22 protein-coding genes and 1 pseudogene are annotated in these 25,973 nt (G+C 69.1%); 13 read left to right on the top strand and 10 right to left on the bottom strand.

Translation table 11 applies throughout. The annotated features are described in order from the left end of the window. Positions 1-25: 25 nt before the first annotated feature. Positions 26-1,033 carry a zinc-dependent alcohol dehydrogenase family protein gene (locus tag VJ655_RS04435; protein WP_324109858.1) on the top strand — a complete coding sequence of 336 codons (1,008 nt, stop codon included), beginning with the start codon at positions 26-28 and terminating at the stop codon, positions 1,031-1,033. 13 nt (positions 1,034-1,046) lie between these two features. After that, positions 1,047-1,643 (top strand): AraC family transcriptional regulator, encoded by a 597-nt coding sequence (locus tag VJ655_RS04430; protein WP_324109857.1) that lies wholly within the window; start codon positions 1,047-1,049, stop codon positions 1,641-1,643. 3 nt (positions 1,644-1,646) lie between these two features. Here VJ655_RS04430 and VJ655_RS04425 read toward each other — a convergent pair whose 3' ends face one another. Both VJ655_RS04425 and VJ655_RS04420 read right to left on the bottom strand, forming a co-directional pair. Continuing rightward, on the bottom strand, positions 1,647-1,988 hold the full coding sequence (locus tag VJ655_RS04425) for a carboxymuconolactone decarboxylase family protein (protein WP_324109878.1): 342 nt from the start codon (positions 1,986-1,988) through the stop codon (positions 1,647-1,649). A gap of 222 nt (positions 1,989-2,210) precedes the next feature. Next, complete coding sequence (locus tag VJ655_RS04420) at positions 2,211-2,672, bottom strand: nuclear transport factor 2 family protein (RefSeq protein WP_324109856.1); 462 nt, start codon at positions 2,670-2,672, stop codon at positions 2,211-2,213. 245 nt (positions 2,673-2,917) lie between these two features. On the opposite strand from VJ655_RS04420, the gene VJ655_RS04415 reads away from it, so the two are divergent. The 6 genes from VJ655_RS04415 (at position 2,918) to VJ655_RS04390 (ending at position 9,547) form a co-directional block, all read left to right on the top strand. After that, positions 2,918-3,508, top strand: a complete 591-nt coding sequence (locus VJ655_RS04415; RefSeq protein WP_324109855.1) for an AraC family transcriptional regulator — start codon at positions 2,918-2,920, stop codon at positions 3,506-3,508. Next, on the top strand, positions 3,505-3,708 hold the full coding sequence (locus tag VJ655_RS04410) for a hypothetical protein (RefSeq protein ID WP_324109854.1): 204 nt from the start codon (positions 3,505-3,507) through the stop codon (positions 3,706-3,708). The genes VJ655_RS04415 and VJ655_RS04410 overlap by 4 nt, the downstream gene beginning before the upstream one ends. A 69-nt stretch (positions 3,709-3,777) precedes the next feature. Beyond that, entirely contained in the window at positions 3,778-6,633 is a 2,856-nt protein-coding gene (locus VJ655_RS04405; RefSeq protein ID WP_324109853.1) for an ATP-binding protein, read from the top strand. Positions 6,634-6,778: 145 nt separating this feature from the next. Continuing rightward, entirely contained in the window at positions 6,779-8,179 is a 1,401-nt protein-coding gene (locus VJ655_RS04400; protein ID WP_324109852.1) for an aldehyde dehydrogenase family protein, read from the top strand. 3 nt (positions 8,180-8,182) lie between these two features. Beyond that, positions 8,183-8,959, top strand: coding sequence for an alpha/beta fold hydrolase (locus VJ655_RS04395; RefSeq protein WP_324109851.1), 777 nt, complete (start codon positions 8,183-8,185; stop codon positions 8,957-8,959). A 114-nt stretch (positions 8,960-9,073) separates the two neighbouring features. Then, on the top strand, positions 9,074-9,547 hold the full coding sequence (locus VJ655_RS04390; protein WP_324109850.1) for a hypothetical protein: 474 nt from the start codon (positions 9,074-9,076) through the stop codon (positions 9,545-9,547). A 123-nt stretch (positions 9,548-9,670) separates the two neighbouring features. Here the strand turns inward: VJ655_RS04390 and VJ655_RS04385 are convergent, their stop codons facing one another. After that, positions 9,671-10,636 (bottom strand): MBL fold metallo-hydrolase, encoded by a 966-nt coding sequence (locus VJ655_RS04385; protein WP_324109849.1) that lies wholly within the window; start codon positions 10,634-10,636, stop codon positions 9,671-9,673. Between the two features lie 205 nt (positions 10,637-10,841). On the opposite strand from VJ655_RS04385, the gene VJ655_RS04380 reads away from it, so the two are divergent. After that, complete coding sequence (locus tag VJ655_RS04380; RefSeq protein ID WP_324109848.1) at positions 10,842-11,753, top strand: AraC family transcriptional regulator; 912 nt, start codon at positions 10,842-10,844, stop codon at positions 11,751-11,753. Here the strand turns inward: VJ655_RS04380 and VJ655_RS04375 are convergent. The 5 genes from VJ655_RS04375 to VJ655_RS04355 all read right to left on the bottom strand — a co-directional run bounded on the left by VJ655_RS04375 (position 11,750) and on the right by VJ655_RS04355 (position 16,326). Then, complete coding sequence (locus tag VJ655_RS04375) at positions 11,750-12,070, bottom strand: hypothetical protein (protein ID WP_324109847.1); 321 nt, start codon at positions 12,068-12,070, stop codon at positions 11,750-11,752. The genes VJ655_RS04380 and VJ655_RS04375 overlap by 4 nt on opposite strands. A 20-nt stretch (positions 12,071-12,090) precedes the next feature. Then, the gene (locus VJ655_RS04370; protein ID WP_324109846.1) at positions 12,091-14,112 is read right to left on the bottom strand and encodes a pyridoxamine 5'-phosphate oxidase family protein; all 2,022 of its coding nucleotides are present in this window, start codon (positions 14,110-14,112) and stop codon (positions 12,091-12,093) included. Positions 14,113-14,186: 74 nt separating this feature from the next. Continuing rightward, positions 14,187-14,804, bottom strand: coding sequence for a glutathione S-transferase (locus VJ655_RS04365; protein WP_324109845.1), 618 nt, complete (start codon positions 14,802-14,804; stop codon positions 14,187-14,189). 172 nt (positions 14,805-14,976) lie between these two features. After that, the gene (locus tag VJ655_RS04360) at positions 14,977-15,465 is read right to left on the bottom strand and encodes a nuclear transport factor 2 family protein (RefSeq protein ID WP_324109844.1); all 489 of its coding nucleotides are present in this window, start codon (positions 15,463-15,465) and stop codon (positions 14,977-14,979) included. 117 nt (positions 15,466-15,582) lie between these two features. Further along, the gene (locus VJ655_RS04355; protein WP_324109843.1) at positions 15,583-16,326 is read right to left on the bottom strand and encodes an SDR family NAD(P)-dependent oxidoreductase; all 744 of its coding nucleotides are present in this window, start codon (positions 16,324-16,326) and stop codon (positions 15,583-15,585) included. A gap of 121 nt (positions 16,327-16,447) precedes the next feature. On the opposite strand from VJ655_RS04355, the gene VJ655_RS04350 reads away from it, so the two are divergent. After that, positions 16,448-17,380, top strand: a complete 933-nt coding sequence (locus VJ655_RS04350; protein WP_324109842.1) for an AraC family transcriptional regulator — start codon at positions 16,448-16,450, stop codon at positions 17,378-17,380. Positions 17,381-17,429: 49 nt separating this feature from the next. Here VJ655_RS04350 and VJ655_RS04345 read toward each other — a convergent pair. Beyond that, a pseudogene (locus VJ655_RS04345) lies at positions 17,430-17,633 on the bottom strand (response regulator transcription factor); the annotation flags it as partial. A 601-nt stretch (positions 17,634-18,234) separates the two neighbouring features. Here VJ655_RS04345 and VJ655_RS04340 point away from each other — a divergent pair. Beyond that, positions 18,235-18,912 (top strand): FadR/GntR family transcriptional regulator, encoded by a 678-nt coding sequence (locus tag VJ655_RS04340; protein ID WP_324109840.1) that lies wholly within the window; start codon positions 18,235-18,237, stop codon positions 18,910-18,912. Here the strand turns inward: VJ655_RS04340 and VJ655_RS04335 are convergent. Next, positions 18,901-19,473 (bottom strand): gluconokinase, encoded by a 573-nt coding sequence (locus VJ655_RS04335; RefSeq protein WP_324109839.1) that lies wholly within the window; start codon positions 19,471-19,473, stop codon positions 18,901-18,903. The two genes, VJ655_RS04340 and VJ655_RS04335, sit on opposite strands and share 12 nt — an antisense overlap. 172 nt (positions 19,474-19,645) lie before the next feature. Between VJ655_RS04335 and VJ655_RS04330 the strand changes: the two genes are divergently transcribed. Together VJ655_RS04330 and VJ655_RS04325 are read left to right on the top strand one after the other, a co-directional pair. Then, positions 19,646-22,654, top strand: a complete 3,009-nt coding sequence (locus tag VJ655_RS04330; RefSeq protein ID WP_324109838.1) for a glycosyl hydrolase family 28-related protein — start codon at positions 19,646-19,648, stop codon at positions 22,652-22,654. 20 nt (positions 22,655-22,674) lie between these two features. Then, the gene (locus VJ655_RS04325) at positions 22,675-25,704 is read left to right on the top strand and encodes a glycosyl hydrolase family 28-related protein (RefSeq protein ID WP_324109837.1); all 3,030 of its coding nucleotides are present in this window, start codon (positions 22,675-22,677) and stop codon (positions 25,702-25,704) included. Positions 25,705-25,973: the final 269 nt, after the last annotated feature.

Here is a 25,973-nt window from a genome sequence, read left to right as displayed (position 1 = left end):
CTCCCAATAGCGCAGAGCCGCACCGATGAGCCTTGCACAAGCCATGACCGCCGCCGTCGTCGAAACCCGCGATGGCCCCTTTCGCCTGTTGGAAGTCGTCCGCCCCACGCCGGGGCCAGGCCAGGTCCTGGTCCGTGTCGAAGCCAGCGGCCTCAACCCGCTGGACCTGAAGATCCGGGCCGAGCAGGCGGCCCACGCGCGCCATCCGCTGCCCGCCGTGCTGGGACTGGATCTCGCGGGCGAGGTCGAGGCCGTGGGGGCCGGGGTGGAAGGCTTCGCCGTGGGGCAAGGCGTCTATGGCCTGGTCGGCGGCGTCGGCGGGCTGCAGGGCGCCCAGGCGCAGTATGCGGCCGTCGACGCTCGTCTGCTGGCGAGGCGGCCAACAACCTTGACGCCCCGAGACGCCGCGGCCTTGCCGCTGGTGGCGATCACGGCCTGGGAAGGCCTGGTCGATCGCGCCCGGGTGAGCGCCGGCCAAAGCGTCCTGGTCCAGGGCGGCGCTGGCGGCGTGGGGCACATGGCCGTGCAGATCGCGCTGGCCAAGGGCGCGAAGGTCTACGCCACGGCGCTCGGCCAAGAGGATCTGGCCTATCTGCGCGAGCTTGGCGCGGTCGCCATCGACGGGACCCAGGCCGTTGCGGACTATGTCGAGGAGCACACGGGCGGGGCCGGCTTCGAGATCGTCTACGACACCGGCGGCGGCGCCCTGCTGGACGCCTCGTTCCAGGCCGTCAGGCGGTTCGGTCATGTCGTCAGCTGTCTCGGATGGGGCGTCCACGCGCTCGCGCCGCTGTCGTTCAAGCAGGCGACCTATTCCGGCGTCTTCACCCTGCACCCCCTGTTGAGCGGAGAAGGACGGGGCCATTTCGGTGAAATCCTGGCCGCGATCGCCGACCTCGTGGATCGGGACGGCCTCAAGCCCCGTCTCCACCCGGATCGCTTCGGGCTGGACGCCTTGGCCGAGGCCTACGACGCGCTCGCGGGTGGTAAGGGCAAGGGCAAGGTCGTCGTCGATGTCGGCCCGACGCGATGATCCGGCGCGCGCCATGGCCGTGACCGACCCGGTCGGCGCGGGCCTGGCGGCGCCGAAGCAGACGGCGATCACCGACCTGCTGGACGAGGCTCTTTCCCTGTGGCGCAGCGATCCCGTGGCGGCGAGGGCCTGCATCGTCCGCGCGCGCGCCCTGACCGGGTCCACGGGAAGCGACGGAGACGGGGCTTCGAGCCCGGTCGGCGTCGGCGCGCCGCTGACCTGGCGCGCGCGTCAGATCGCCGAGTTCGTCGACGCCAACATCGGCCGCATCATCTACAGCGCGGAGTTGGCCGGCGCGGCCAAGATGAGCACCGGCCAATTGGCGCGAGCCCTGAAGGCCACCTTTGGGGTCTCCCCGTCGGAATATGTCATGCATCGCCGCCTGGCCCTGGCCCAGCGCCTGATGCTCGAGACCAACGACGCCCTGGCCCAGATCGCCGAGGTTTGCGGACTTTGCGACCAGGCGCATCTGAGCCGCGCCTTTCGCAAGACCTTCGGCCAGACGCCCGCGGCCTGGCGGCGCGAGCATCGCGGCCTGGGGAGACCGCTGTCGGTCCAGCCCCAGGCCTTTGCCGATCAGCTCCCGGACGGGCCGGGAACCGCACTGTAGGGTTTAGGCCGGCTCCAGGGCGGTCAAGGCGTCGAGCGTGCGGGTCGAATAGACCAGCGCCGCGCCGGCGTTGATCGAGATCGCCACGCCAAGGGCTTCGGCGACCTCTTCGCGGGTCGCGCCCAGCTTGTGGGCCGCTTCCACATGGACCGTGATACAGCCGTCGCAGCGCAGGCTGACGGCGGCGGCCAAGGCGATCAGTTCGCGCGTCTTGGCGTCGAGCTGGCCCGTCTTGGCCCCGGCCCCGCTGAGCGTGGCGTAACCGCGCACGGTGTCGGGAGACAGCTTTCCGAGCTCGCCCACGCCTTGCATGACCTGGGCGCGATATTCATTCCAATTGAGCATGGCCATCAGGGCCTCCTCTTTCCTAAGTCTGTGACCTTCAGGAAGTGGCGACGAAACCTGTGCGGCCCATGACCGAGCGGATCAGCGGGATGACCGCTCGGATCAAAGTCGGGCCCGCGACTAAAGCATTTTCCGATCCAACTGGATCGGTGAAATGCTCTAGTCTTTTGTTTTGACGCATTTTCTGACGACGAACCGGCATCCACTTCGTCGGAAAATGCTCTAGAGGCCCAGCGACGACAGCGAAGGATGGTCGGCCGGACGCGCGCCGAGGGGCCAGAAAAACAGGCGCTCGGACTCGCTGATGGACAGGTCATTGATGCTGGCGAGCCGCCATTCCATCAGGCCGTCGGCGTTGAACTGCCAGTTCTCGTTCCCGTAGGACCGGAACCAGGCGCCGTCCGCATCGCGCCATTCGTAGGCGAAGCGCACCGCGATGCGATTGTCCGTGTACGCCCAAAGCTCCTTGATCAGGCGATATTCACGCTCCTTCTCCCACTTGCGGGTCAGGAAGGCGACGATGGCGTCGCGTCCGGTCAGAAAGTCACTGCGATTTCGCCAGACGCTGTCGGGCGTATAGGCCTGGGCGACGACGGCGGGATCGCGGCTGTTCCAGCCATCTTCGGCCGCCCGGACCTTCAGGCGGGCGGTGTCATCGGTAAAAGGCGGAAGCGGAGGGCGCATGGCGTTCCTTCGGGATTGGGAGGCGGCGAGGAGGACGGCGTGCTTGGCGTCGTCGGGGCGATCTGCGCACGAGCCGGCCCCGAGGCGTGAGTCAGGCGCTGTGAAGCGTCGTGAAGACGCCGAGAGCAAGCCGCCGCCATTCGGCGCGCGGCGGTCTTCGCGATGTCTAACGCCGGGTCACGCCGCTTTACGCGCCTGCGGGACGGTCTGGGCGGATGCTTCCTCCATCAACCCAGGAGGCTCCCATGCGCACCGTCACCCTGATCGACCATCCGGCCTGGCCGGCGACCGGCGGAGACCAGGTCCGAGCGCTGATCGACGACGCTCTCAAGCTGCTCGATCGCGATCGCCACGCCGCCCGCACCTATCTGAGTCAGGCCCATAGGATCATCGACCGCGAACTCGAGCTCGCGCCCGGTCTGCCGGAGCCGGCTTCGTCTCGCGCCAAGGGGGCTCGCCTGACCGGCTGGCGGGTCAGCCGCCTGGCCGAATTCATCGAAGCCAATATCGAGCGGACGATCAAGGTCGGCGAACTGGCGAGCGTGATCCGCATCAGCACCAGCCAGCTTGGACGGTGCTTCAACGTCACCTTTGGTCTGACTCCATCGGGCTTCGTCATGCGCCAGAGGCTGGAGCGCGCGCGGCGCATGATGCTGACCAGCGACGACAGCCTGGCCCAGATCGCCTATGCGTGCGGGCTCTGCGATCAGGCCCATCTGACGCGAGCGTTCCGCAAGCACTACGGCTACTCGCCGGCGGCCTGGCGGCGCGACCATCGCGCCAAGGACCGCCTGGCGGCCCAGTCCTGGTCGACCGCGCCGGGAGTGTTGTCGTGAGGCCCCCGCCCGCGCCTCGGGTGCGTCCCTATCGATCGGTCGTTTCGGAGACCTGGGCCGACCTGTCGACCGTTCTGGCCCGCAGCGAGGCCGGCGTGATCTTCGGACGCCTTCAGACCCTGCGAACTCCCGAACCGGCGGCCGATCCGGCCTTTGGCGACTTGAACGATCGGGCTTGCGAACAAGCGATCAAGCCTTGATTGTGGTCAAATGGCGCGGGGCCCTGTGGCGGCGTCTTTGGGGAAGGGCCTTTGGGGGACGCGCTCGCTATGCGCCAAGGCCAGGCCGGCGTCGAACGCCAGGCCGTCTTTGGACCTTATGTCCTGGCTCCGGAACGACGGCTGCTCACGCGCCAGGGCGCGCCGGTGGCGGTGGGCGCCCGCGCGCTCGAGGTCCTGATCGCCCTGGTGAGCGAGAACGGTCGTGTGCTCACCCATAGACAGCTGGTCGAACGCGCCTGGGCTGGACTGACGGTCGAGGAATCCAATCTGCGGGTCGCCGTCTCGGGCCTGCGAAAGGCCCTCGGCGATGGCGAGAACGGCGCGCGCTACATCGAGAACGTCGTGGGGCGAGGCTATTGTTTCGTCGCCCCCGTCCGATGGCTGGAGTCCGAGGCCGACGAGGCCGCGCCGTCGCCCGCGCCCGTCAGACCTCGCCAGTCCACGCGCCTGCCGCTGCCGGCGGCGCGCGTCATCGGGCGCGAGAGCGTCGTCGACAAGCTCGCCGCGGCGATGGGCGATCGGGCGTTGATCACGCTCGTCGGCGCTGGCGGGCTGGGCAAGACGACGGTCGCGGCCCTGGTCGCCCAGGCCCTGAAATCCAGGTCAGGGCTCGAGACCGTGTTCGTCGACCTCAGCGCGGCGACGGACGAGGCGGCCCTGACCAAGGCGGTGGCGGTCGCGCTTGGCCTGGACGGTCCGGGGCGTGAGCTGGAGGAGGCGATCGTCGCCTGTCTGGCGACCCATCGGCTGCTGCTCGTCCTGGATGGCTGTGAGCATGTCGTAGAGGCGGCCGCGGCGTTTTGCGACCGGCTCACGCGCAGCCTCGACGCCTATCTGGTTCTGGCGACCAGCCGCGAAGCGCTTCGGGTTGAGGCCGAGACCATTCACCTACTCGAGCCGCTCGCCTTTCCCTCCGCCGAGGAAGATCCTGGCGCGGAAGGCCCGCTTGGCTATTCGGCGGTGCAGCTGTTCATCGAGCGTGCGCAGGTCAGCGGGCGGCGTGGGCCGTGGACGCCGGCAGAGGCGCGACTGGCCGGCGACATCTGCCGGCGGCTCGATGGCGTGGCCCTGGCGATCGAGCTCGTCGCCAGCCGCGTCGGCGCCCTGGGCCTTACCGGCGTCGCGGACCTGTTGGACGACAGCCTTGGGCTTCAGTGGCCGGGGCGTCGCGACGCCGCGCCGCGTCACCAGACCCTGCAGGCCCTGCTCGACTGGAGCCATGACCTGCTCGGGGAGCGCGACCGGCGCGTCCTGCGTCGCCTTTGTCTGTTCACCGGCCCCTTCACCCTGCGCGACGCCCACGCCGTGGCGGGCGATCCGGGAGACGATACGCTCGATGTGGCCAACGCCCTGACGAGTCTCGTCGACAAGTCGCTGGTCTGGACCTCCCATGGCGGCGCCGGGCCGGTTCAGTTCCGCCTCCTGGACACCACGCGCGCCTATGCGCTGGCGAAACTCGGACAGAGCCAGGAGACCGACATGGTCGCCGAGCGCCATGCGGCCCAGGTTCTGGCGCGCCTCACGGCGGATGGCGTCGGCCAAGGCGCCTCGCTGTTTCGGGGACATGCGCCTTCGGCTCCGCCGTCGGTGGGTGATGTTCTGGCCGCCTTGCGCTGGGCCCAGGTCGCGCGCCCGGGGGAGATGTTCGCCGGTCTCGCCGCCGCCGCCGCGCCGCTGCTGCTGTCGCGCGCCATGCTCGACGAGTGCGAAACCTGGTGCGCGCGCGCCCTGGCCGCCCTGCCGGACGAGCGACGCGGCGGCCTGGAGGAACTGAGATTGCTCGAGGCGGTGGCGGTCGCCCGCATGTTCGGACGCGGCAATCACGAGACGGTGCGCGAGATCATCGACCGGGGCCTGGCGCTCGCCCAGGACCTCGGCGCGACGACCGATCAGGTCCACCTCCTGGCGGGGCAGCACATATTCCTGACGCGGATCGGCGACTTTTCCGCCGCGCTCGAATGCGGACGCCAGTGCGCCCGGCTCTGCGATCCCGTGCGCGACCCGGGCGGCGCGGCCTTGGCCCAGTGGATGCTGGGGACCTCGATGCATCTGGTCGTCGATCAGCGTCAGGCGCAGGAGGCGGTGGAACGTGGCTTCGCCTATTGGGCCGGCGCGGACGCCGATGGCGCGGACTTCTTCGGCTATGACCACAAGGTGCGCGCCATGATCGTGCTTTGCCGCGTCCTGTGGCTGCGCGGAGAGCGCGAGCGCTCAGCCGAGGTGGGAGAGGCGGCCGTGGCGGAGGCCGAGCGCGGCGGCCGTCCGGTCAGCCTGTGCATCGCCCTGATCTACACGGCCACGGTGGCGCTCTGGGACGAGAACTGGAGCCAGGCCGAGCGGCTCGTGGCGCGCCTGATCGAGCACGCCGCCCGCCACGGCATCGGCCCCTATCACGGCGTGGGGCTGGCGCTCGCCGGAGAGCTGGACATCGGCCGGGGGCGCCACGCTCAAGGCGTCGAGACGCTTGGCCGAGCGCTTGAGCGTCTGGATCGGGAAGCCCATCGCATCCTCTCGCCGGCGCTTTCCGGGACGTTCGCGAAGGGGCTCCATGCGATGGGCGAACGCGCCAAGGCTCGCCGGCGTGTGCTCGCGGCCCTGGAGGAGGCTCGGGCGATCGGCGAGCATTATGATCTTCCCAGGCTGTTCCTGATCGCCAGCGAGATCTTCGCGGAAGACGATCCCCAGGCCGGGCGGACCTACGCGCTCCAGGCCCTCGAGGCCGCTCGCGCGCAATCGGCGCTTGGCCTCGAGCTGGCGGCGGCCGTCGCGCTCGTCGCTCACGAGGCGGAGGACGGCGAACGCGCCAAGGCCCGTCAGCGCCTGGAGGAGGTCCTGGCCCTGACGCCCGATCGCGATGGTCCGATGGCCAGGCGCGCCCACGCCCTGCTGTCCGCGGCCGCCTAGAGCGCGTCGGGCTCGAGGCGTGGCGCTTTCACGCCGCTTCACACCCTTGAACTGGTCTTGGCCCAGGCCGTGCGCGAGTTTGGATCGGCCGCGGCGAGGCTCGTCGAGAAGCCTCCCGGCGACAATGAACGAGCATTGCCAGTCCATGCTTTCCTATCGGCGTAACTTCATTGCCGGCCGTCGACAGGCGCCCCTGAGCCGCCTGCGGGTGGAGGTGCGCTCGCCCTTCGACGGCGCCGTGGTCGGTCAGGCGCCGCTGGCGGGCCAGCCCGACATCGAGATGGCGATCGCCGCCGCGCGCCGGGCGGTCGAGCGTCGGATCTGGTCGGGAACCACGCTCCAGCGGCGTCTCACCGTCCTGGAGCGCTTTTGGCGCCTCTACCTTGAGCAGGCGAACGCGCTGGCCTTGTTGAGCGCGCGCCAGACCGCCTTGCCCGTCACCGCCACTCTGGACCTGGTGGCGCAGGCCCTGGAGGCGGGGCAGGCGCGCTTGGAGATGACGCGCGGGGCGTTGGCCGTTGGCGACGGCGTCTCCCGCAGCTATCGGCGGCAGGCGGGCGGCGTGGTCGCCGCGTTCCCAGCGTGGAACGCCTCTCAGCCAAGCGCGCTGGCCTGGCTTCTTCCGGCCCTGCTGGCCGGGTGCGCCATGGTGTTGCTGCTTCCGCCGCTCTGCCCGCTGGACGGACAGCAGCTGGGCGAGCTCCTGGCCGAGGCCGGCTTGCCCGATGGCGTCTTGAACATCGTCGTCGCGGACGAAGCCGCTTGCCTGCGGATGGCCGTTCACGAGGACGTCGACTGGGTGGCCTTCTCCGGGCTCGCCGACGTGGGACAGGAGCTGGCGCGTCTTTGCGCGGCCGAGACCAAGCCGCTCGTCCTGAGTTCGCACGCCCGCGCCACGGGCGTCCTGCTGCCGGACGCCGATCTCGCGGCCGTGGCGGCGGCCTTGAGGCCCCGGCTGTTCATGGCGAGCGGCCAGGCCCCGTCCAATCCCAGCCGCCTTCTCGTACCCCGCCACCGCCAGGCCGAATTCATCGAGGCGCTGACGGCCATGGTCGGGGCGCTCCCGACCGGTGATCCCCGCGACCCTGGCACGGTGATCGGTCCGCTCATATCCGACGAGGCCCGGGCGCGAGCCGCCTTCCTCGTCGCGCAAGCCAGGGCCATGGGCGCGGACGTGGTCATCGGCCAGGAAAACGGCCGGGACGGCGGCGCGCCGGAACCGGGCGCGATCATGGGCGCGACGGTGGTCGCCAACGTCTCGGCGGACATGGATCTCGTACGCCAGGAGCCCCGGGGGCCGGTGGCGGTGGTGATCCCCTACGCCGACCTCGACCAGGCGATCGTCACGGCCAACAGCCTGCCAGGAAGGCCAAGCGCGGCGGTGTGGTCTGAAGAGCCCTCGATCGCCGAGGCGGTCGCCGTTCGTCTCCATGCGGATCATGTCGCGCTGAATCCGAAGGTTCTCGCCGCCGATCTCGCCGCGATAGGCCAGGAGCGCGACGAGCCCTTTTCAAATGTCCAAGTCGTGACCCACGCGGAGATCTGACCGATGGCGCGTTTTCTGCTCGTTCACGGGGCCTGGCACGGGGCCTGGTGCTGGTCGCGCCTGAGCGCGCTGTTGCGGCAGCGGGGTCACGAGGTTCAGGCCGTCGACCTGCCCGGCGTTGGCGAGGCGCCCGAGCGCGTTGGCTTAGTGAGCCTGGACGATTGCGCCCGGGCGATCGTGGCCGCCGCCGGTTCCCAGCCGGCCTGGCTCGTCGGCCATTCGCTTGGCGGCGCGGCGATCACCGCGGCGGCGGCGATGCGTCCGGAGCTTGTTCAAGCACTTGTCTACGTCGCCGCGAGCGCGCCGCTGGCGGGGGAGACGCATCTTCAGGCGCTGTCTCTTGGGCCGTCCGGACGCGCGGTCCCTCACATGACCATCGACGCCGAGCGCCAGGTCGCGGGCCTCGAGCGGCAGGATCGCCTGGCGGCTTTCTACAACCTCTGTTCGCCGGCCGTGGCCCAGGAAGCGGTGGCCGCCGGCGCGACATGGCAGGCGCTAGGCCCCGCCGTCGATCCCCTGCGCGCGAACCCGCCGGCCGAGATCGCGCGCTTCTACGTTCGATGCGGCCGCGACGAGACCATTCCGCTGGAGACCCAGGCCGCCCTGTGCGGCCGCCTGGCCTTGGCGGACACCGCCACGCTCGACACGGACCACTCGCCCTTCCTGTCCGACCCCGAGGGACTGGCCGGGATCCTGGATCGGTTCGAACGCGGTGAGCATATCTCTCGCGGGGACGGGCAGGAAATGCCGCGCGGCACGAATGATGTTGTATCCGTGTAAATATATACAAGAATTTTCGGTGCTTTTGTACTTGTGAATCGCGGTTTGTATTTATGTTCCGTGGTTCGGATGTTGCTTATCAGGTGCTACTCATAACCCGAGGAGCACTTCGTCATGAGCATCATGGGACTGGCGGCGGGGCAATCGATAGCCTCCGCCGCGCGGGGGCGTTCCGCGCCGTCGACCTCGTTTCCCAATCCGAACGATCCAGCCCCGTTGGTCGACATGGCCCCGGGGAAGGGGTTGATGACCAGCCTCTTCGAGGCTGACACCGCCAACGGTTTTACGGTGAACCTGCTGGGACCGTCGGGCGGCGACCTGGATCCCGGGCTCAAGGCGCTGCTGAATGATCAGCTCACGCAGTTGGGCGCCGTCGACACCGACGCCGGGGCGAGCGAACCGGCGCCCGACGGCGCGCCCGCTGAAGGGCGGTTCTTCACGCCCAACTTCTTCCATACGGACCTGGGAGGAGGGCGCTCCATCGAGATCCATCACGGCCCGGCCGGCCAGGGTGAATACAATCCCGCCGCCATGCGCGCGATGATCGCCACGATCGAGGCCCTGCGCCACGCCAATCCCAAAGCCTAGAGTAGAGGTCGGCTCGTCGCCCCGTCTGGGGGAGGGAGGGGCGACGAGCCTTCCGAAGCCTTGAGCCGCCGTCGTGCTGCGCGCGCGAACGGCGACCTTCTGGGGAAAAGGCTTCGGATCGGGTTACACGCCGCGATAGACGAGACGCGTGAAGAGAGCCGGACTGATGATCGCCTTGCCCCAGGTCTCGTCGAACGCGGCGGTGGGACGCGCGGCGATCACCTGATCGACGGACAGGCCTTGCGCCTTGAGGCGCGCGACATTGTCGCGAATGGTCGACAGCATGTGGCGATAGGCGACCAGGTCCGCGCGGCCGCCGACGGGGCCGTGGCCCGGAATGACGATCGTCCGCGGACCCGCCATGGCGATGCTGGCGTCGGCGGCCGCGATCATGCCGTCAATGCCGCCGCCGGCCACATAGTCGATGAAGGGATAGAGTCCGTTCCACCAGATGTCGCCGGTCAGCAGGATGTCGGCTCCCTGGAAGTAGGCCGCCAGGTCGCCGTCGGTATGGGACGGCGCATAGGGGCGAAGGATCAGCTGGTCGCCGGCGAAGGCGATGGTCGTCGGAGCGTCGATGCGCACGTCGACCCGCGCGGCGGGCGCGACCGGGGTGAAGGTGTGCCCCCATTCCTCGACCCGGAGAGTGTCTTCCAGGTGTCGGGCCGTGTTGGCGTGGGCTACGACGATCGCGCCGTCCTGGCGCGCCCATGCGTTGCCGTCGGTATGGTCCCAATGCCAGTGGGTGTTGATCGCGTAGCGGAGCGGTCCCTTGCCCACGCCGCGCAGCGCCGCATGCATCTTGTCCTTGGAGACGGCGATGCCGTCGTCGACCAGCAGCAGGCCCTCGGGGCCGCCGATCGCGGCCATGTTCCCGCCGGACCCTTCGACGAGATAGACCCCGCCCCGAAGCGGCGTGATCGTCACCTTGGCCGCCTCGGCGGCCTTGTTGATGTTGTCGTAGGGCGTCTGGGCCGCCGCCGCGCGAGGCTGGACGCCCAGCAGCGCGGCGACAACCGCGGCGAGCAGCGCGCCGCTGTGCGAAAGGGGGCGCGAAAGAGGACGCGAATGAGGTTGCGGATCGGTCATGTCTTGGTTCCTCGGGAAACGTCGGCGCGCGGCGGGCTGTCGCGACGGGTCGAAACTGCGACATCGCCGCATCGAGCGCTTGAAGCGGTGGCGCGCCTTTGGAGAAACCCCGCGTCCGGTGGCTGGCCGCGGATGGAAGGCGCGCGCAACAGGCTTTAGCGGTGGACGTCGGCGGCGAGGCCACGCGGAAGGAGGGCTGGAGACCGTGTCGACCGAAGATCCGCTGAGCCATCTCGCGCCGCTGCTCCGGGTGCGTCCGCAACTGCAGGAGCTGTGCCGTTTTGGCCCCAATGTCGTCTCGCGGCACGAGGCCGAGGACGTCGCGCAGTTCCACATCGTCACCCGAGGCGCGTGCCTGCTCGAACGCCCGGGCCACGCGACCCTCCGGCTGGAGGCGGGCGATGTGTTGCTGCTGCCACGCGGAGACGCCCACATGCTGGGAACCCGCGCCGGGAACGGCAGCGGCGCGCGACTGGAGCGCTTCGCCCATGGCGGGCTTGTCCTCAAGACCGACCTGGCTCAGGCCGTTGAGGCCGAAATCCTCTGCGGTCGCCTGCATTTCGACGCCGCGGACGCCCCGCTCGACCTTTTGCCCGAGGTCATCGTGCGCGCCGCTGGTCCCGCGAAAGAGGGCCAGCACGCCCGCTTGGTCGAAGCGATGCGGCAGGAGCTGGATCTGCCGCGGCCGGGCGGCCTGGCGATCGCTTCGGATCTCGCGAGCGCGCTTTTCGTCATGCTGCTTCGCGATCACCTCGAGCAGGATCCGCCGGCGGCGGGATTGCTGGCGCTGCTGGGGCACCGTGGCGCGGCCCGGGCCGTGGCCGCGATGGTCGAGCGCCCCGGCGCGGACTGGACGCTCGACGCCTTGGCCGAGCGCGCGGCGATGTCACGCGCCGCCTTGGCGCGGCTCTTCCGGCGCTTGGCCGGGAGATCGCCGATGGAGTTCCTGGCCGATCTGCGGCTGGGCCTGGCGCACCGGAGGTTGGCGTCCGGAACGGCGACGATCGCCGCCGTGGCGAGCGCCTACGGTTATGGCTCGGAGGCGGCCTTCAGCCGCGCGTTCCTGCGCCGGCGCGGCGTCCGCCCGGGTGCGGCGAGAGGCAAGCCCGGTCGCTAGGCCGGCAGGCTGTGGACCACCGGCGCGACGGTCCAGGAGACCGTCCTCTGATCGATCGCGGCGTGGACGGGCGAGCTGGCGAGCTCCGACATCAATCGGCTGGCGGCCGCCTCGCCTTGCGCCGCGCTCTCCCAGATCAGCATGTCGATGACCTCGCCGCCCTCGTCCTGGGCGATCCGCCGGGACACGAAGCCGGGCTGGCGCACGAGCCAGGCGTCCACGTCGGCGTTGGCGCGAACGAAGTCGCCGATGCTCAGGCCCGGCGCGAGGTTGAAGCGTGTGATCTCGATGGCCTGTGGGGCGCTAGCTCTGGTCATTTTGCCTTCCTCGGTCGGGTCTAGAGATCGAGCACCAGGTCGGTGGCCGGTCTGGCGCAGCACAGCAGCGCCTCGCCCGGCGCGACGTCGGCGACGGGCTGGTCGTCATAGATGACGCTTCCGGCCAGCACCGCCGTCCGGCACTCGCCACAGACGCCCATGCGGCAACTGAACACCGGTTGCAGGCCCGACCGTTCGGCAAGGTCGAGCAGGCTGCCCTCGCGCCACGGCGTCGTCTTGCCGCTCGACGCGAAGGTCACGAGCGCGTTCGAAGGCGAGACCGCCGCGGGCCTCGAACCCGGAGTCTTCATTTTCACGGAGGCCGGCCCGAATGCCTCGGCGCGGATGCGGTTGGGGGCGACGCCCAGTTTCGGCAGGCCCTCGAAGAGCGCCTGCATGAAGGCCGGCGGGCCGCACAGGTAGATGTCGTAGTCGTCGAGCGGCAGCGTGCGACGGACGAGGTCGAGATCGATCCGCCCCGGCAGGGCGCCCGTGTCGAGGTCGCCGGCTTCCGGCGCGCTGTAGGTGGTGACCAGACGCAGGGCGTCGTGGCGCGCGGCCTGGCGCGCCAGATGCTCGGCGAAGGCGTGCTCGCGCCGGCTTCTGGCGCCGTGGAAGAACCAGATCGGCCGATCACGGCGGCTCGTACCTTGCGCCAGAAGGCCGTTCAGCATCGCGATCATCGGCGTGACGCCGATCCCGGCCGAGATCATGACGATCGGGCGCGAGGATTGTTCGTCGAGCATGAAATCGCCGTTGGGCGGCAGGGCCTCGAGCAGGTCGCCGACCTTCGCCTGGTGCAGCCAGGTCGAGGCCGCGCCCTGCCGCTTGATGCTGAGACGATAGGCTCGGCCATCGGGCGCGTCGGAGAGGGTGTAGGTGCGCACCAGACGCCCTGGCGCGTCCGGCAGCCTGACCGTCAGGAATTGGCCGGGCTTGAACGAGGGCGGCGCCGCGCCGTCCGCCCGCTCGAGCCACAGGGATCGGACCAGCGGCGTCTCGTCGACAATTCTCGTCACGCGCAGGCTCTTGTAGTCGCGCGCGGCCCAGTCTCCTTTGCGCTGGGGTGACCAGGCCCCCGTCTGCTCCAGAAAAGGCGACAGTCCGGCCTCGCCCCTGGCCCGCATGGGAAGGCTGGCGGGCACGCGCGCCATCCGGGCCACGGTGAGGCGAAGCAGGCGTTCGGCGCCGGCGTAGGCGTCCACCTCGGGCCCCTCCCAGATGATTTCCGCCGTCACGGCCAGATGCAGCAGGTCGCCGGTTTCGAAGTCCGGAAACACCAGTCCCGCCCGGGGATCCAGGGTCAGGTTGCCCAGCGTGTTGAACAGGAAATTGCCGACGAAGTCGGGAACGGTCAGGACGTCGCCCTCGACGCGCACGAAGCCGGGCTTGCCCCCGCGATGGGAGACGTCGACGCCGCTGACCGGGTCATCGGCTTGCTCGGGCGGGGCCGAGGCGATGAAGAAGGTGTCGGCGCGGGTGATCAAGGCCCGAGCGGCGTCGTCGAGGCCGGGAGCGCTGACCACCGGGCCGTCCGCCTTGGGATCGCGGGGCGGCGCGGCTTCGAAAGCGCGCGTCTGGATATATTGCGGGCAGTTGCCAAAGCTCTGATCGACCGAGATCACGAAGCCGAGCGGGTCGGCGGTCTGGACCCGGCCATTCAGGCGATTGCGCCGCCGGGTGGGAAGCTCGATGCCCAGCACCCCCACCGCTCCGCCGGCCCGCAGGCCCGGGGCGGCGGGATCCTCCGGATGGGGCAGGACGCCGACCGCGAGCCGGGTCGGGCCCAGGGCGCGAGCAAACCCTGGGGCCCCGCCAATCAGGGTCGCCCAGGGCCAGCCCTCCTCGTCGCGGACGCCCAGCACCAGGAAGGGCAGTTGGGCGAAGAACAGCTGGTGTTGCTCGGGCATCTCGCCCCGGATGACCCTTCGACCCAGGGTCTCGATCCGTTCCCGCACGCCCACGCGATCCTGAACCGCCTGTTCGCCGGCGTGAAACGGCGAGCGGGCGTGGGGCCAGGTCGGGAGCGGGGGCGTGGACATGCGGTCGGGCCTCGAAGGGGCGGCTCTGTCTCAGGCGAGCCAGCAGGTTGCGAGATGGAGGCGGGCGCGGGGTGTTACGCCCTCAGCCCAACCGGCGAGCTCGGCATGGGCGTGAAGCCGGGCAGGGCCTCTATCCGCGCGATCCAGGCCAGGACGGCGCCATAGTCGTCGAGCGAGACGTTCCCCTCAGGGGCGTGAGCCACGTAGGAATAGGCCGCGACGTCGGCGATGGTCGGCTGGGGGCCCGCCAGGTAGTCCGACGTCGTCAGCTCGTCATTCATCACCTTGAGGATGGCGTGAGCCTTGGCGATCGTCTTTTCCGGATCGAGCTTGGCGCCGAACAAGGTGATCAGCCGCGCCGAGGCCGGGCCGGCGGCGAGTTCTCCGGCGGCGATCGACAGCCAGCGCTGGACACGCGCGGCTTCGGCCGGCGCCTCCGGCAGCCAGTCCGAACGTCCCGCCTTCTTGGCGAGATAGACCAGGATGGCGTTGGAGTCGGCGATGACCGTCGCCCCGTCCTTGAGCACCGGCACCTGCCCGAGGCTGTTCATCGCCAGGAACGCGGGCGACTTGTGCTCGCCTTGCGCCAGATTGACGTCGACGATCTCGGCGTCGGCGCCGATCAGCGACAGGAAGAGGCGCGCCCGGTGCGAGTGGCCGGACAGGGGGAAGTTGTAGAGCGTCAGGGACATGCGATGACCTTCGGTTTGGGCCCGCCGGGAGAGATCGGCGCGCTGGCGATCGCCTCCGGCGACGCTTTCGAGGAGCGGCTCGGCTGTCGGCGTAGCGAACGTGGTGACGATCGACGGGATCTTGAAGGGGGTCTTGAAGCGGGACCGCGACCTTGAACGATCCCGGACCGGCTCACGCCGCCTGACGCGGAAAGGCCATCGGCAGGTCGAGGTAGATCCTGTGCGTCTGGATGCGCCAGGCGCCGTCGATCTTGCGAAGGGTGGGCCGATAGTACCCCGACTCGATCGGCGTCACCGCGCCCTGAGCGCCGACCGCGGTTTCCGGCCAGCCGTCGGCGGGCTGTTGGGCGCCCAGGACGCTGAACACCACGAACTGCGCGTCGAGCTCGGCGAAGTCGCCCGCGATCGAGACGATGGCGTCGTGGGTCGTGTGATGGCTCCAGCCGCGCGGCGGGTGCGGTAGCATCATCGCGCCCACGGCGTGCGCGATCGCCTCGCGTCCCTCCAGAACGCCGAGCAACTGGTCGGCTCCGCCCTTGTCGTAGTGGATCTCGACGGTGGCGCCGTCGACGAACAGCTCGGCCATCGCCGCGCCATTCCTGTGATCGGCGGCGCGAACATAGCGGGCCAGGACCTCGCGGATGGCGATCTCGTCGATCATGTCAGTCTCCATGGTTTTGGCGGCCACGGCGGCGCCGTTGGCCTCGCGACGTTGCGACGGGCTTCGTCGCGAGGCTTGGCCAAATCGCGCCCGACGGGCGGATGTCGGGACCCCGCGCTAGATGTTGTAGCCGCCAGCCACCTCGATCGATTGCGCGTTGATCCAGCCGCCCTCGTCGGACAGCAGGCTGGCCACCACGCGGCCCACGTCGTCCGGTTCGCCGATGCGTCCCAGGGCGGTCTGGCCGGCGAGCAGGGCCTCGAAGTCCTCGCTCAGCCCGCCGCCCAGATCGGTGCGGATGGCGCCGGGCGCCACGGCGTTGGCGCGGATGCGTCGATCGCCGAACTCCTTGGCCATGTATCGCGTCAGCACCTCCAGGCCGCCCTTGAAGGCGGCGTAGGGCGCGACGCCGGCCGTGGCGACGCGGGTGGTGGCGCTGGTCACGTTCACGATCGCGCCGCCGTCGGCCATCAGGGGGAGCAGGGTCTGGGTGAGGAAGAACGGACCCTTCAGGTGCACGTTGAAGAGACCGTCGAACTGCGCCTCGCTGACGCTGGCGATCGGCTCGAAGAGGCCGTAGCCGGCGTTGTTGACCAGAAAGTCGAAGCTGTCGCGGGACCAGACCGTCTTCAGGGTCTCGCTCACCCTGTCTCGGAACGCCGGGAAGCCCGAGGTCTGGCTGACGTCCAGAGGCAAGGCCGCGGCCTTACCGCCCGCGCGCGCGATGTCCTCGACCACCGCCTGGGCGCCTTGGGGATGGCTGTTGTAGGTGACGATCACGCCCATGCCGCGCTGCGCGCACTGCAAGGCGGCGCTGCGTCCCAGGCCTCGGCTGGCGCCCGTGATGATGGCGATCCGCATGGTGTCTCTCCGGTTTCAAGTGCGCGGGAGATAGGCGCAAGGCGGCCCCATGGCGCTGGGCGATCCTGCCCGATACTTGCCTGATCCTGCTTTGTCCTTGTCGGGGACGCGATCGGCGCGCATGGACGTCCGCATGGAAAAGGCCCTGGCCGAACTGCGCCGTCTGGCCGCGCGCGCCGAGAACCGTCGAACCGAAACCGGGATACCGCGCCTGGTCATGGTGCGCGGCGCGATACCGGAGCATGAACTGGCGGCGGTCTACGAGCCGATGATCAACCTGATCCTGCAAGGGTCCAAGTCGCTGACGATCGGCGGCCAGACCCTACGCTACGATCCGGCGACCTATTTCGTCATGACGGTCGATCTGCCGGCGGTCGGCGCCGTCCATCCCGCGGCCGACGGAGAGCCCTATCTCTCGGTCGGCCTGAGCCTGGAGCCGGCGGTCATCGCCTCGATCCTCGACGCAGCGCGACCATCGGCGGGACAGGGATCGGGCTTCTCCGTCGCGGCGGTCACACCGGAGCTTCTGGACGCCTGGGTCAGGCTGATGCGGTTGATGGAGCGCCCCGAAGACATCCCGGTCCTGGGGCCGGGCTACGAGCGGGAGGTTCTGTATCGCGTGCTGCAAGGGCCGCAGGGCTGGCTGCTGCGCGACATCGCCACGCCCGGCACGGCGCTTTCCCGGATCCACGCGGCCGTGCGGTGGATCCGGGAGAATTTCGATCAGCCTCTGCGCGTTGAAGACCTGGCGCGACGCGTGGCGATGAGCGCTTCGGCCTTCCATCGCCAGTTCAAGCGCGTCACGAACATGAGCCCCCTGCAGTTCCAGAAGATCATACGGCTGATGCACGCGCGCAGGCTGATGATGGCGGAGGCGCTCGGGGCGGCGGCCGCCGCGACGCGCGTCGGCTACGAAAGCGCTTCGCAGTTCAGCCGCGAGTACGCGCGCTTGTTCGGGCGCTCGCCGTCGCGGGACGTCGCCGCGCTCGTCGGTGAGTGGCGCGGAGAAGGGACGACGCGGGAGGAGTCTTCCGGTTTAGAAGGTTCCATCTAAACCAGGCAGGCTCCAGACGCGCCCTCGGATCCGACTTGGCTGAGAAGCCCTATTGGGTCGCGACCCTGGGGGCGAGGCTCATCGCCCGCGCGGCGATGGCGGCCTGGGTTCGGTTGTGGACGTTGAGCTTGCGCATCACGGCGGTCATGTGCGCCTTGACCGTCGCCTCGGCGATTCCGAGGTCGAAGGCGATCTGCTTGTTGAGCAGCCCGGAGTTCACGCCCTCCAGAACCTTCAACTGGGTTGGCGTGAGATCGCTGAAGCCGATCCGCATGTCGGTGTCAGCGTGGTCCCGTTGTTTCCTGGTCATTTTCACCCCTGCAATTTCCTGTCCCTAACCGTCGTTTCGCAACGGACGGTCTCCGCCTCGATAGGTGCGCCGATCTTCGCCGGCCAGCGGTCCATACCGTGGAACGTAGCTATATTAGTTGGACAGATTCAAGCGAAATGGTCAATGTTAGCGTAAACAGTTGGTGCGTTTTTGGACAGCACCCGAAATCTGTCGTACAGATTCGGGAGAATAAGGACGCGCCCTCGGGGGCGGCGGGAGGAACCGATGAAGGACACGTTGCGCCCCGGAGCGACCGGGCGCCGGCGCGTGCGAAGCGCGTGTGAGCGACCTTCCTTTTGCGAACATGGCCCTTTTGCGAACATGGCGAGCTTGGCTATTCTCGCGCCGCGTCGATGACCCGGGGCTTCCGGCTCGTGAAGAACCGCCTGGACGGCGCCGGGCCCGCAGCCCGACCGGGGACGGAGCCGCGCATCTCCGTCGTCGACCCGTTTGGGGTCCGGTCGGCATGTCTTGAGGTGCGCGGGGCGCGACGACGCCAGCCGCGATCGTGGAGATCCCTTGGATGAACCAAGGCCGCCTAGCCGACCAGGCCTATTTGGGCATAGTCGAAATGATCAAGACCGACGGCCTGGCGGTCGGCGACCGGCTGCCGTCCGAGGCGCGGCTGGCCGAGATCTTCGGCATGTCGCGCACCATCGTCCGCGAGGCGCTGGTGAGGCTGGCGGCCGACAGCATCACCGAGGCGCGGCGCGGCGCGGGCTCGTTCGTCAAGAACCGGCCGTCGGACAAGCTGAGCGCCTATGTGCCGCTATCGGAGCTGCCCTCGACGCTGGGCAGTTACGAGGTGCGCTTCGTGCTCGAGGCCGAGGCGGCGCGGTTGGCGGCGGCCAGGCGCTCGGCCGAAGAGATGGCCTGCATCGAGGAGGCGCTTTCGAAGCTGCGCGACGCCCTGCTGTCGAACGCGCCGGCCCATGCGGAGGACATGGAGCTGCATCGCCAGATCGTTCTGGCCACGGCCAACCCGGCCTTCCTGGTCACATTCGAGGCGCTGCAGCCGGACGTGGACCGGATCATGCGGGCGGGGGTCGATATCTCGCGCTCGCGGCCGCCCGAGGCGATCGGCGAGATGATGCGCGAGCATGAGATGATCGTCGAAGCGATCCGCGCGCAGGACGGCGACGGAGCCGCCCTGGCCATGCGCTGGCACCTGTCGCGCGGACGAAAGCGGCTAATGCCCTGAAGCGCTCGCGCTGCTGGGCTGGCGCGTTTCGTCCTCCAGCCAGCCCTGGATCATCTCGCAAAGCCGATCGGGCTCGGCGAGGGCCTGGAGCGTGAACACGGCCTCATCGGCGGTGGGGCGCTCCAGGGTGGCTAGTTGGCTGTCGAGCAGGCTGGCCGGCATGTAGTGTTCCGAGCGCTCGGTGAGCCGCCGCAGGAGTTCGGCGTGGCTGACGTCCAGAAGCACGAACCTTGTGCGCGCGCCGATCATGCCACGCAGGCGCTCGCGATAGCTGCGCCTCAGCGCCGAGCAGGCGGCTACGACCTGTCCCTCGGCCGCCAAGGTCTCGCCGATGGCCGCGCCCAGCCGGTCAAGCCAGGGCCAGCGATCGTCATCGTCGAGAGGCTGGCCGGCGCGCATCTTGGCGATCGCGCGCGCGTCATGGAACGCGTCGCCCTCCAGGAACGAGCAGCCGAGCTGGCGCGCCAGCAGGGCCCCCAGCGTCGACTTCCCGCAGCCGCTGACGCCCATGGTGATGACGGCGAGCCCGGCGGGCCGCGCGAGGCTGGATGACGACGGCAAGCGGCCTCCTCGAAAGCAGGCCGGTCGTTCGGCGTCGAAATCAGGACGCGCTCGGCCAGCCGGGAGTTCGGTTTCTACCGGCCCGCTGGCGGAGCGTAACTACGACCATGGTCGCGGATGCGAGACGCGCGGCTATCTCCTATCGCTTGGCGATAGTGACGAGGAGAGTGACATGAGAGCGGTGGTCTTGGCGGCGATCCTGGCGGTTTCCACCCCTGTCATGGCCGAAACCCGGTCCATGCTGACCGCCGCGCCCGACGATCCGCGGGCCGTCGTGGTCAAGGCCGTGGGCGATGGTCGCGCCGACGACACCGACGCCGTCCAGAAGGCCATCGACGCCGCTCGGGACAAGACCGGACATGGCCTCGTCTTCCTGCCCTCGGGCCGCTATCGCCTGAGCCGCAGCATCCTGGTGCCCCCCGGCGTGCGCATCTTCGGCGTGGGGCCGACGCGCCCTGTCTTCCTGTTGGGCGCCAATACGCCGGGCTTCCAGGAGGGCGTGGGCACGATGATCGTGTTCACCGGCGGCGACCAGTATCAGGTCGGCGACATTCCCGTGCCGGTGCCGACCGTCAGGCCCAAGACCGCCAAGGTGCGCGACGCCAATTCCGGCACCTTCTATTCGTCGATGGCCAACATCGACGTCGAGATCGGAGAGGGCAATCCGGCCGCGGCGGCGGTCCGCTTCCGCATGGCTCAGCACGCCTTCCTCCGCCACATGGACTTCCGCCTGGGTTCGGCCTTCGCCGGCGTCTACCAGGCCGGCAACATCATGGAGGACGTCCACTTCCACGGCGGCCGTTACGGCATCGTCACCGAGAAGACCTCGCCGGCCTGGCAGTTCACCCTGGTGGACTCCACGTTCGACGGTCAGCGCGACGCGGCCATCCGCGAGCACGAGGTCGACCTGACCCTGGTCAATGTCGCCATCAAGAACACCCCGGTCGGGATCGAGATCGATCGCGGCTATAGCGACAGCCTGTGGGGCAAGAACGTCCGCTTCGAGAACGTCTCCAAGGCCGGCGTGGTGATCTCGGCCGAGGACAACGTCTTCACCCAGGTCGGCTTCGACAACGCCGTGGCGTCCAACACCCCGGTGTTCGCCCGCTTCCGCGACAGCGGCAAGACCGTTGACGGCAAGGGCAGGGCCTATCGCGTCGCGTCTTTCACCTACGGCCTGACGCTGTCGGGTCTGGGCCAGACGGGCGAGTACAAGACGCTGTCGGATATCGCGCCGCTGAAGGCGCTGCCGACCGCCCAGGCGCCGGCGCTCCGCGCGCTGCCGCCGATGGCCGAGTGGACCAACGTCAAGACGCTGGGGGCCAAGGGCGATGGAAGCACCGATGACACCGCCGCCCTGCAGAAGGCCATCGACACCCACCGGGTGCTCTACCTGCCGACCGGCTTCTACATGGTCTCCGACACGCTGAAGCTTCGACCCGATACGGTGCTGATCGGCCTGCACCCGGCGCTGGCCCAGCTGGTCATTCCCGACGGCAATGTTCGCCACGCCGGTGTCGGCGCGGTGAGGCCGATCCTGGAAACGCCCAAGGGCGGCGACAACATCCTGTCCGGCATCGGTCTGTTCACCGGACGCATCAATCCGCGCGCCTCGGCCCTGCTGTGGCGGTCGGGCGCGAACTCCCTGGTCACGGACGTCAAGATCATGGGCGGCGGCGGCACCCCGACTTCGGACGGCAAGCCGCTGGGCGCGGCCCAGGCCCGCAGCGGCGATCCGGTAGCCGACGGCCGCTGGGACGCGCAGTATCCCAGCATCTGGGTGACCGACGGCGGCGGCGGCACCTTCGCCGACGTCTGGAGCCCCAACACCTTCGCCTCGGCGGGCTTCTACATCAGCGACACCAAGACGCCGGGTCACATCTACGAGGTCTCGGTCGAGCACCACGTCCGTAACGAATTCGTGCTCGATAATGTCGAGAACTGGGAGTTCCTGGCGCCCCAGACCGAGCAGGAGGTCGGCGACGGCCCCGACGCGGTGTCGCTGGAGGTGCGCAACTCCAAGAACATCCTGTTCGCCAACTATCACGGCTATCGCGTGACCCGGTCGTATCACCCGGCCGAGACGGCGGTGAAGCTGTTCAACTCGACCGACATCCGCTTCCGCAACGTCCATATCAACGCCGAGAGCGGCGTGGCCCTGTGCGACGACATCGGCTGCGGCACCTATCTGCGGGCCAGCAAGTATCCGTTCGAGAACGCGATCCAGGACAAGACGCGCAAGCTGGAGGTGCGCGAGCGCGAGTTCGCGGTGCTGGACGTCACCGGCGCCCCGTCGCCCGGCGTCGCGCCGGCCAGCGATCCCCGGGTCCGCAAGCTCGAGACTGGCTTCTGGTCGATCTCCGGCGCGACGGTCGGCGCCGACGGCGCGCTGTACTTCATCGAAAAGCGCTTCCAGCGCATCTATCGCTGGACGGCCGCCACGGGCCTGGAGGTCGTGCGCGACCACTCCCTGGACCCCACCAACCTGGCGATCGACCGCTCGGGCAAGCTCCTAGTGGTGTCGTCCTACGGTCCGCAGGCCACGGTCTATTCGATCGATCCCGAAGGTCCCAAGGACCAGCTGACGATGATCGCGCCGACGGCCGCGGCCGCGCGAGCCGGGGCCAAGACCCTGCTGCCGGTCAACTGGTGGAACAACGGCGAGTTCCGCGACCAGTACGATCCGGCCACCGACCATTTCACCACCCTGGCCGAGATGTTCGCCCGCGACGTCGCCTCGCCCAAGGCGCAGGAATATGTCTCGCCCGACGGCAGCCTCTCGCTGCCGGCCTTCCGGGTGTGGCAACAGGGGCCGCCCGACCATGTCGGCTGGCGCTGGGCCGACAGCCTGCAGGCCAATGGCCTGATCGCCGGGGGCGTGGGCGAGCGACTGTTCTTCACCAATGGCTCGGAGAACAAGACCTATAGCGGCAAGGTCGGTCCCGCCGGGACGCTGACCGACCTGAAGGTGTTCGCCAACCGGGGCGGCGAGAGCGTCGCGGTCGATGGCCGAGGGAATGTGTTCGTCGCCAACGGGCAGATCTTCCGGTACGCCCCGGATGGCCAATTGGCCGGCCGCATCGACGTGCCGGAACGCCCGCTGCAGCTGATCTTCGGCGGCGAGGACAACAAGACCCTGTTCGTCCTGACCCACCATTCCTTGTACGCAGTGGCGCCGTAGGTCGTTCTAGGGAGTTTGGCATGAAGCTCTGGCTCGTCGCGTTCGCGGCATCGATCGCTTTGGCCTCGGCGGCCGGCGAGACATGGGCCTCGGCCTCCGTCCTGGCGACGGCGCCTGACGACCCGGCCGCCATCGTGGCCAAGGCCAAGGGCGATGGCCGCGCGGACGACACCGCCGCGCTGCAGGCGACGATCGATGCGGCGGCCAAGCCGGGCGGCGGGATCGTCTTCCTGCCCTCGGGCCGCTATCGGATCAGCCGGACGCTCTTCCTGTGGCCGGGCGTGCGGATCTTCGGCGTCGGGGCCACGCGTCCCGAGATCGTGCTGGGCGACGCCACGCCGGGCTTCCAGAAGGGCGTCAGCAACATGCTGATCGTCGCCGGCGCGAAGCCCGATCCGGCGCGGCGCGTGCCGTTCCCGCCGCCGGGCAGCGTGCCCTTCGCCAAGGACGTGCCCGACGCCAATTCCGGGACCTTCTACACCGCGATCAGCAATGTCGACTTCACGATCGGCAAGGGCAATCCGGCGGCGACGGCGATCCGCTTCCACGCGGCCCAGCACGCCTTCCTCAGTCACATGACCTTCGACATCGGATCGGGCCTGGCGGGGCTGTACCAGATCGGCAACGAGGCCGAGGACCTGCACTTCAAGGGCGGGCGCTATGGCATTCTGACCGAAAAGCCGTCGCCGGCGTGGGGCTTCGTCCTGCTCGACTCGACCTTCGAGGGGCAACGCGACGCGGCGATCCGCGAGCACGAGGCGGGCCTGACCCTGGTCAATGTCGCCATGCGCGACACGCCGGTCGGGATCGAGATCGACCGCGGCTACGGCGACTGGCTGTGGGGGAGGGACGTCCGCTTCGAGAACGTCTCGAAGGCTGGCGTCATCATCTCCAACGAGCGCAACGTCTACACCCAGGTCGGCTTCGAGAACACCTCGGCCGTCAACACCCCGGTGTTCGCGCGCTTCCGCGACAGCGGCAAGACCGTGGCGGGCAAGGGCCGCGCCTATCACGTGGCCGCCTTCAATCATGGCCTGACCGTGCCGGCCCTGGGCCAGATGGGCGAGTACCGAACGACCTTCCAGGCCGAAGCCCTTTCGGCCGCGCCGAAGCTCGCCGCGGCGGCGATCCGTCCCCTGCCGCCGACCTCCGAATGGGTCAATGTTCGCACCCTGGGCGCCAAGGGCGACAACGCAACCGACGACACCGCCGCCTTGCAGAAGGCCATCGACACCCATCGCGTGGTCTATCTTCCGACGGGGTTCTACCACGTCACCGACACCCTGAAGCTGCGGCCCGACACGGTGCTGATCGGCCTGCATCCCAGCCTGACCCAGATCGTGCTGCCCGACCGCACGCCCGCCTACCAAGGCGTCGGCGCGCCCAAGGCGTTGGTCCAGTCGGCGGCCGGCGGCGACGCCATCGTCTCGGGCCTAGGCCTCTATACCGACGGGCAAAACCCGCGCGCCACGGCCCTGCTATGGACGGCGGGCGCGGCCTCGATGGTCAACGACGTCAAGTTCCAGGGCGGCCACGGCACCAATCTGGCCGACGGTTCGCGGTTCAACCCCTACAACGCCAACGCCTCCGCCGACGCCGATCCGGCCAAGCGCTGGGCCGGGCAATATCCGAGCCTTTGGGTGACGAACGGCGGCGGCGGGACCTTCGCCAATGTCTGGAGCCCCAACACCTACGCCTATTCCGGGATCTACGTCTCCGACACCACCACGCCCGGCCACGTCTACCAGGCCTCGGTCGAGCATCACCTGCGCACCGAGATCACCCTGAATCGCGTCGCCAACTGGGAGTTCCTGGCCCCCCAGACCGAGGAGGAGGCCGGCGAGGGCGAGGACACCGTGTCGGTGGAGATCCGCGACTCGCGCAACATCCTGCTGGCCAACTATCACGGCTATCGCGTCACCCGGACGCGCAAGCCGGCGCCGGCGGCGGTCAGGGTCTATAACTCCCAGGACATCCGGTTCCGCAACGTGGCGGTGAATGGCGAGAGCGGGTTCTCGACCTGCGACGAGGCCGGCTGCGCGACCTATCTGCGCCTGACGAAGTATCCCTACGAGAACGCCATCCAGGACGTCACCAGCGGCCTGGAGGTGCGCGAGCGCCAATTCGCCGTGCTGGACCTGACCACCACGCCGTCGCCGGTCGCGCCATCCGTCTTTCCGGCGGGGGCGAAGGTCGAGAAACTGGCCGACGGTTTCTATTCGCTGGGCGGCGGCGCGGTCGATGCGGCCGGGACCCTCTACTTCACCGATCGCCGCTTCCAGCGCATCTACAGCTGGTCGCAGGCGCGCAAGCTGTCGATCGTCCGCGACAATACGCTGGACCCGATCAACCTGGCCGTCGATGCGTCGGGGAACCTGCTGGTGCTGTCGTCGGACGGCCGCAATGGCTCGGTCTACAGCTTCAAGCCGGGCAGCCCCGACACCGAAGTGACGGTGATCGCGGCGACGCCGTCGAGCGCCCACGCGGGGGCGGCGACCGTGCTGCCCGTCAACTGGTGGAACAACGGCGAGTTCAAGGATCAGCTCGATCCGCAGACCTACCAGTTCACCACCCTGGCGGAGATGTTCGCGCGCGACATGGCCGCGCCGAAAGCCAAGGAATATGTCTCGCCCGACGGCAGCCTCGTCCTGCCCGCCTATCGGGTCTTCCAGCAGGGGCCGGCGGACCACCGGGGACTGCGCTTCTCCGACTCGCTGGACACCTATGGCTTCACCGCGGCCAAGCCGGGCGAGCGGGTGTTCGTGGCCAACAGTTCGGAGAACAAGACCTATAGCGGCCTGGTGGGGCAGGGCGGGGCGATCACCGACCTGAAGCCCTTCGCCGACCGCGGCGGCGAGAGCGTCGCCACGGACGCGGAGGGGCGGGTTTATGTCGCCAACGGCCAGGTGTTCGTCTATGCGCCCGATGGGCGTGAGCTGGGCCGCCTGGACATCCCGGAGCGGCCCCTGCAGCTGGTGTTCGGCGGCGCCGACAAGCGGACGCTTTTCGTGCTGACCCATCGCGCGCTCTATGCGGTTCGGGCCGAATAACCGCGCCGGAGAACCCTGTTCCGCGGCGCCTACGACCATGGTCGTATAGTTCGGTTCTCTCTCGTCTGACAAATTCCCGCCAGGCCATCGAACATGGTCCAATGAATAATGGGAGGGTTGCAGGATGAGTGCTGTCGGTAGCACGCGAGGGGGATCGTCCTTTCTGAAGGCTTTGTTCGCGACGAGTGCGTTCGCGAGTGTTTTGGCGGCCGGAGCGGCCAATGCGCAGGCGACGCAGACGCCGCCCGCGCAGGAGGCGTCCAGCGCCA

This window comes from Caulobacter sp. (genome assembly GCF_035254145.1).
GTDB lineage: Bacteria > Pseudomonadota > Alphaproteobacteria > Caulobacterales > Caulobacteraceae > Caulobacter.
This window is presented reverse-complemented; position numbering and strand designations above follow the sequence as displayed.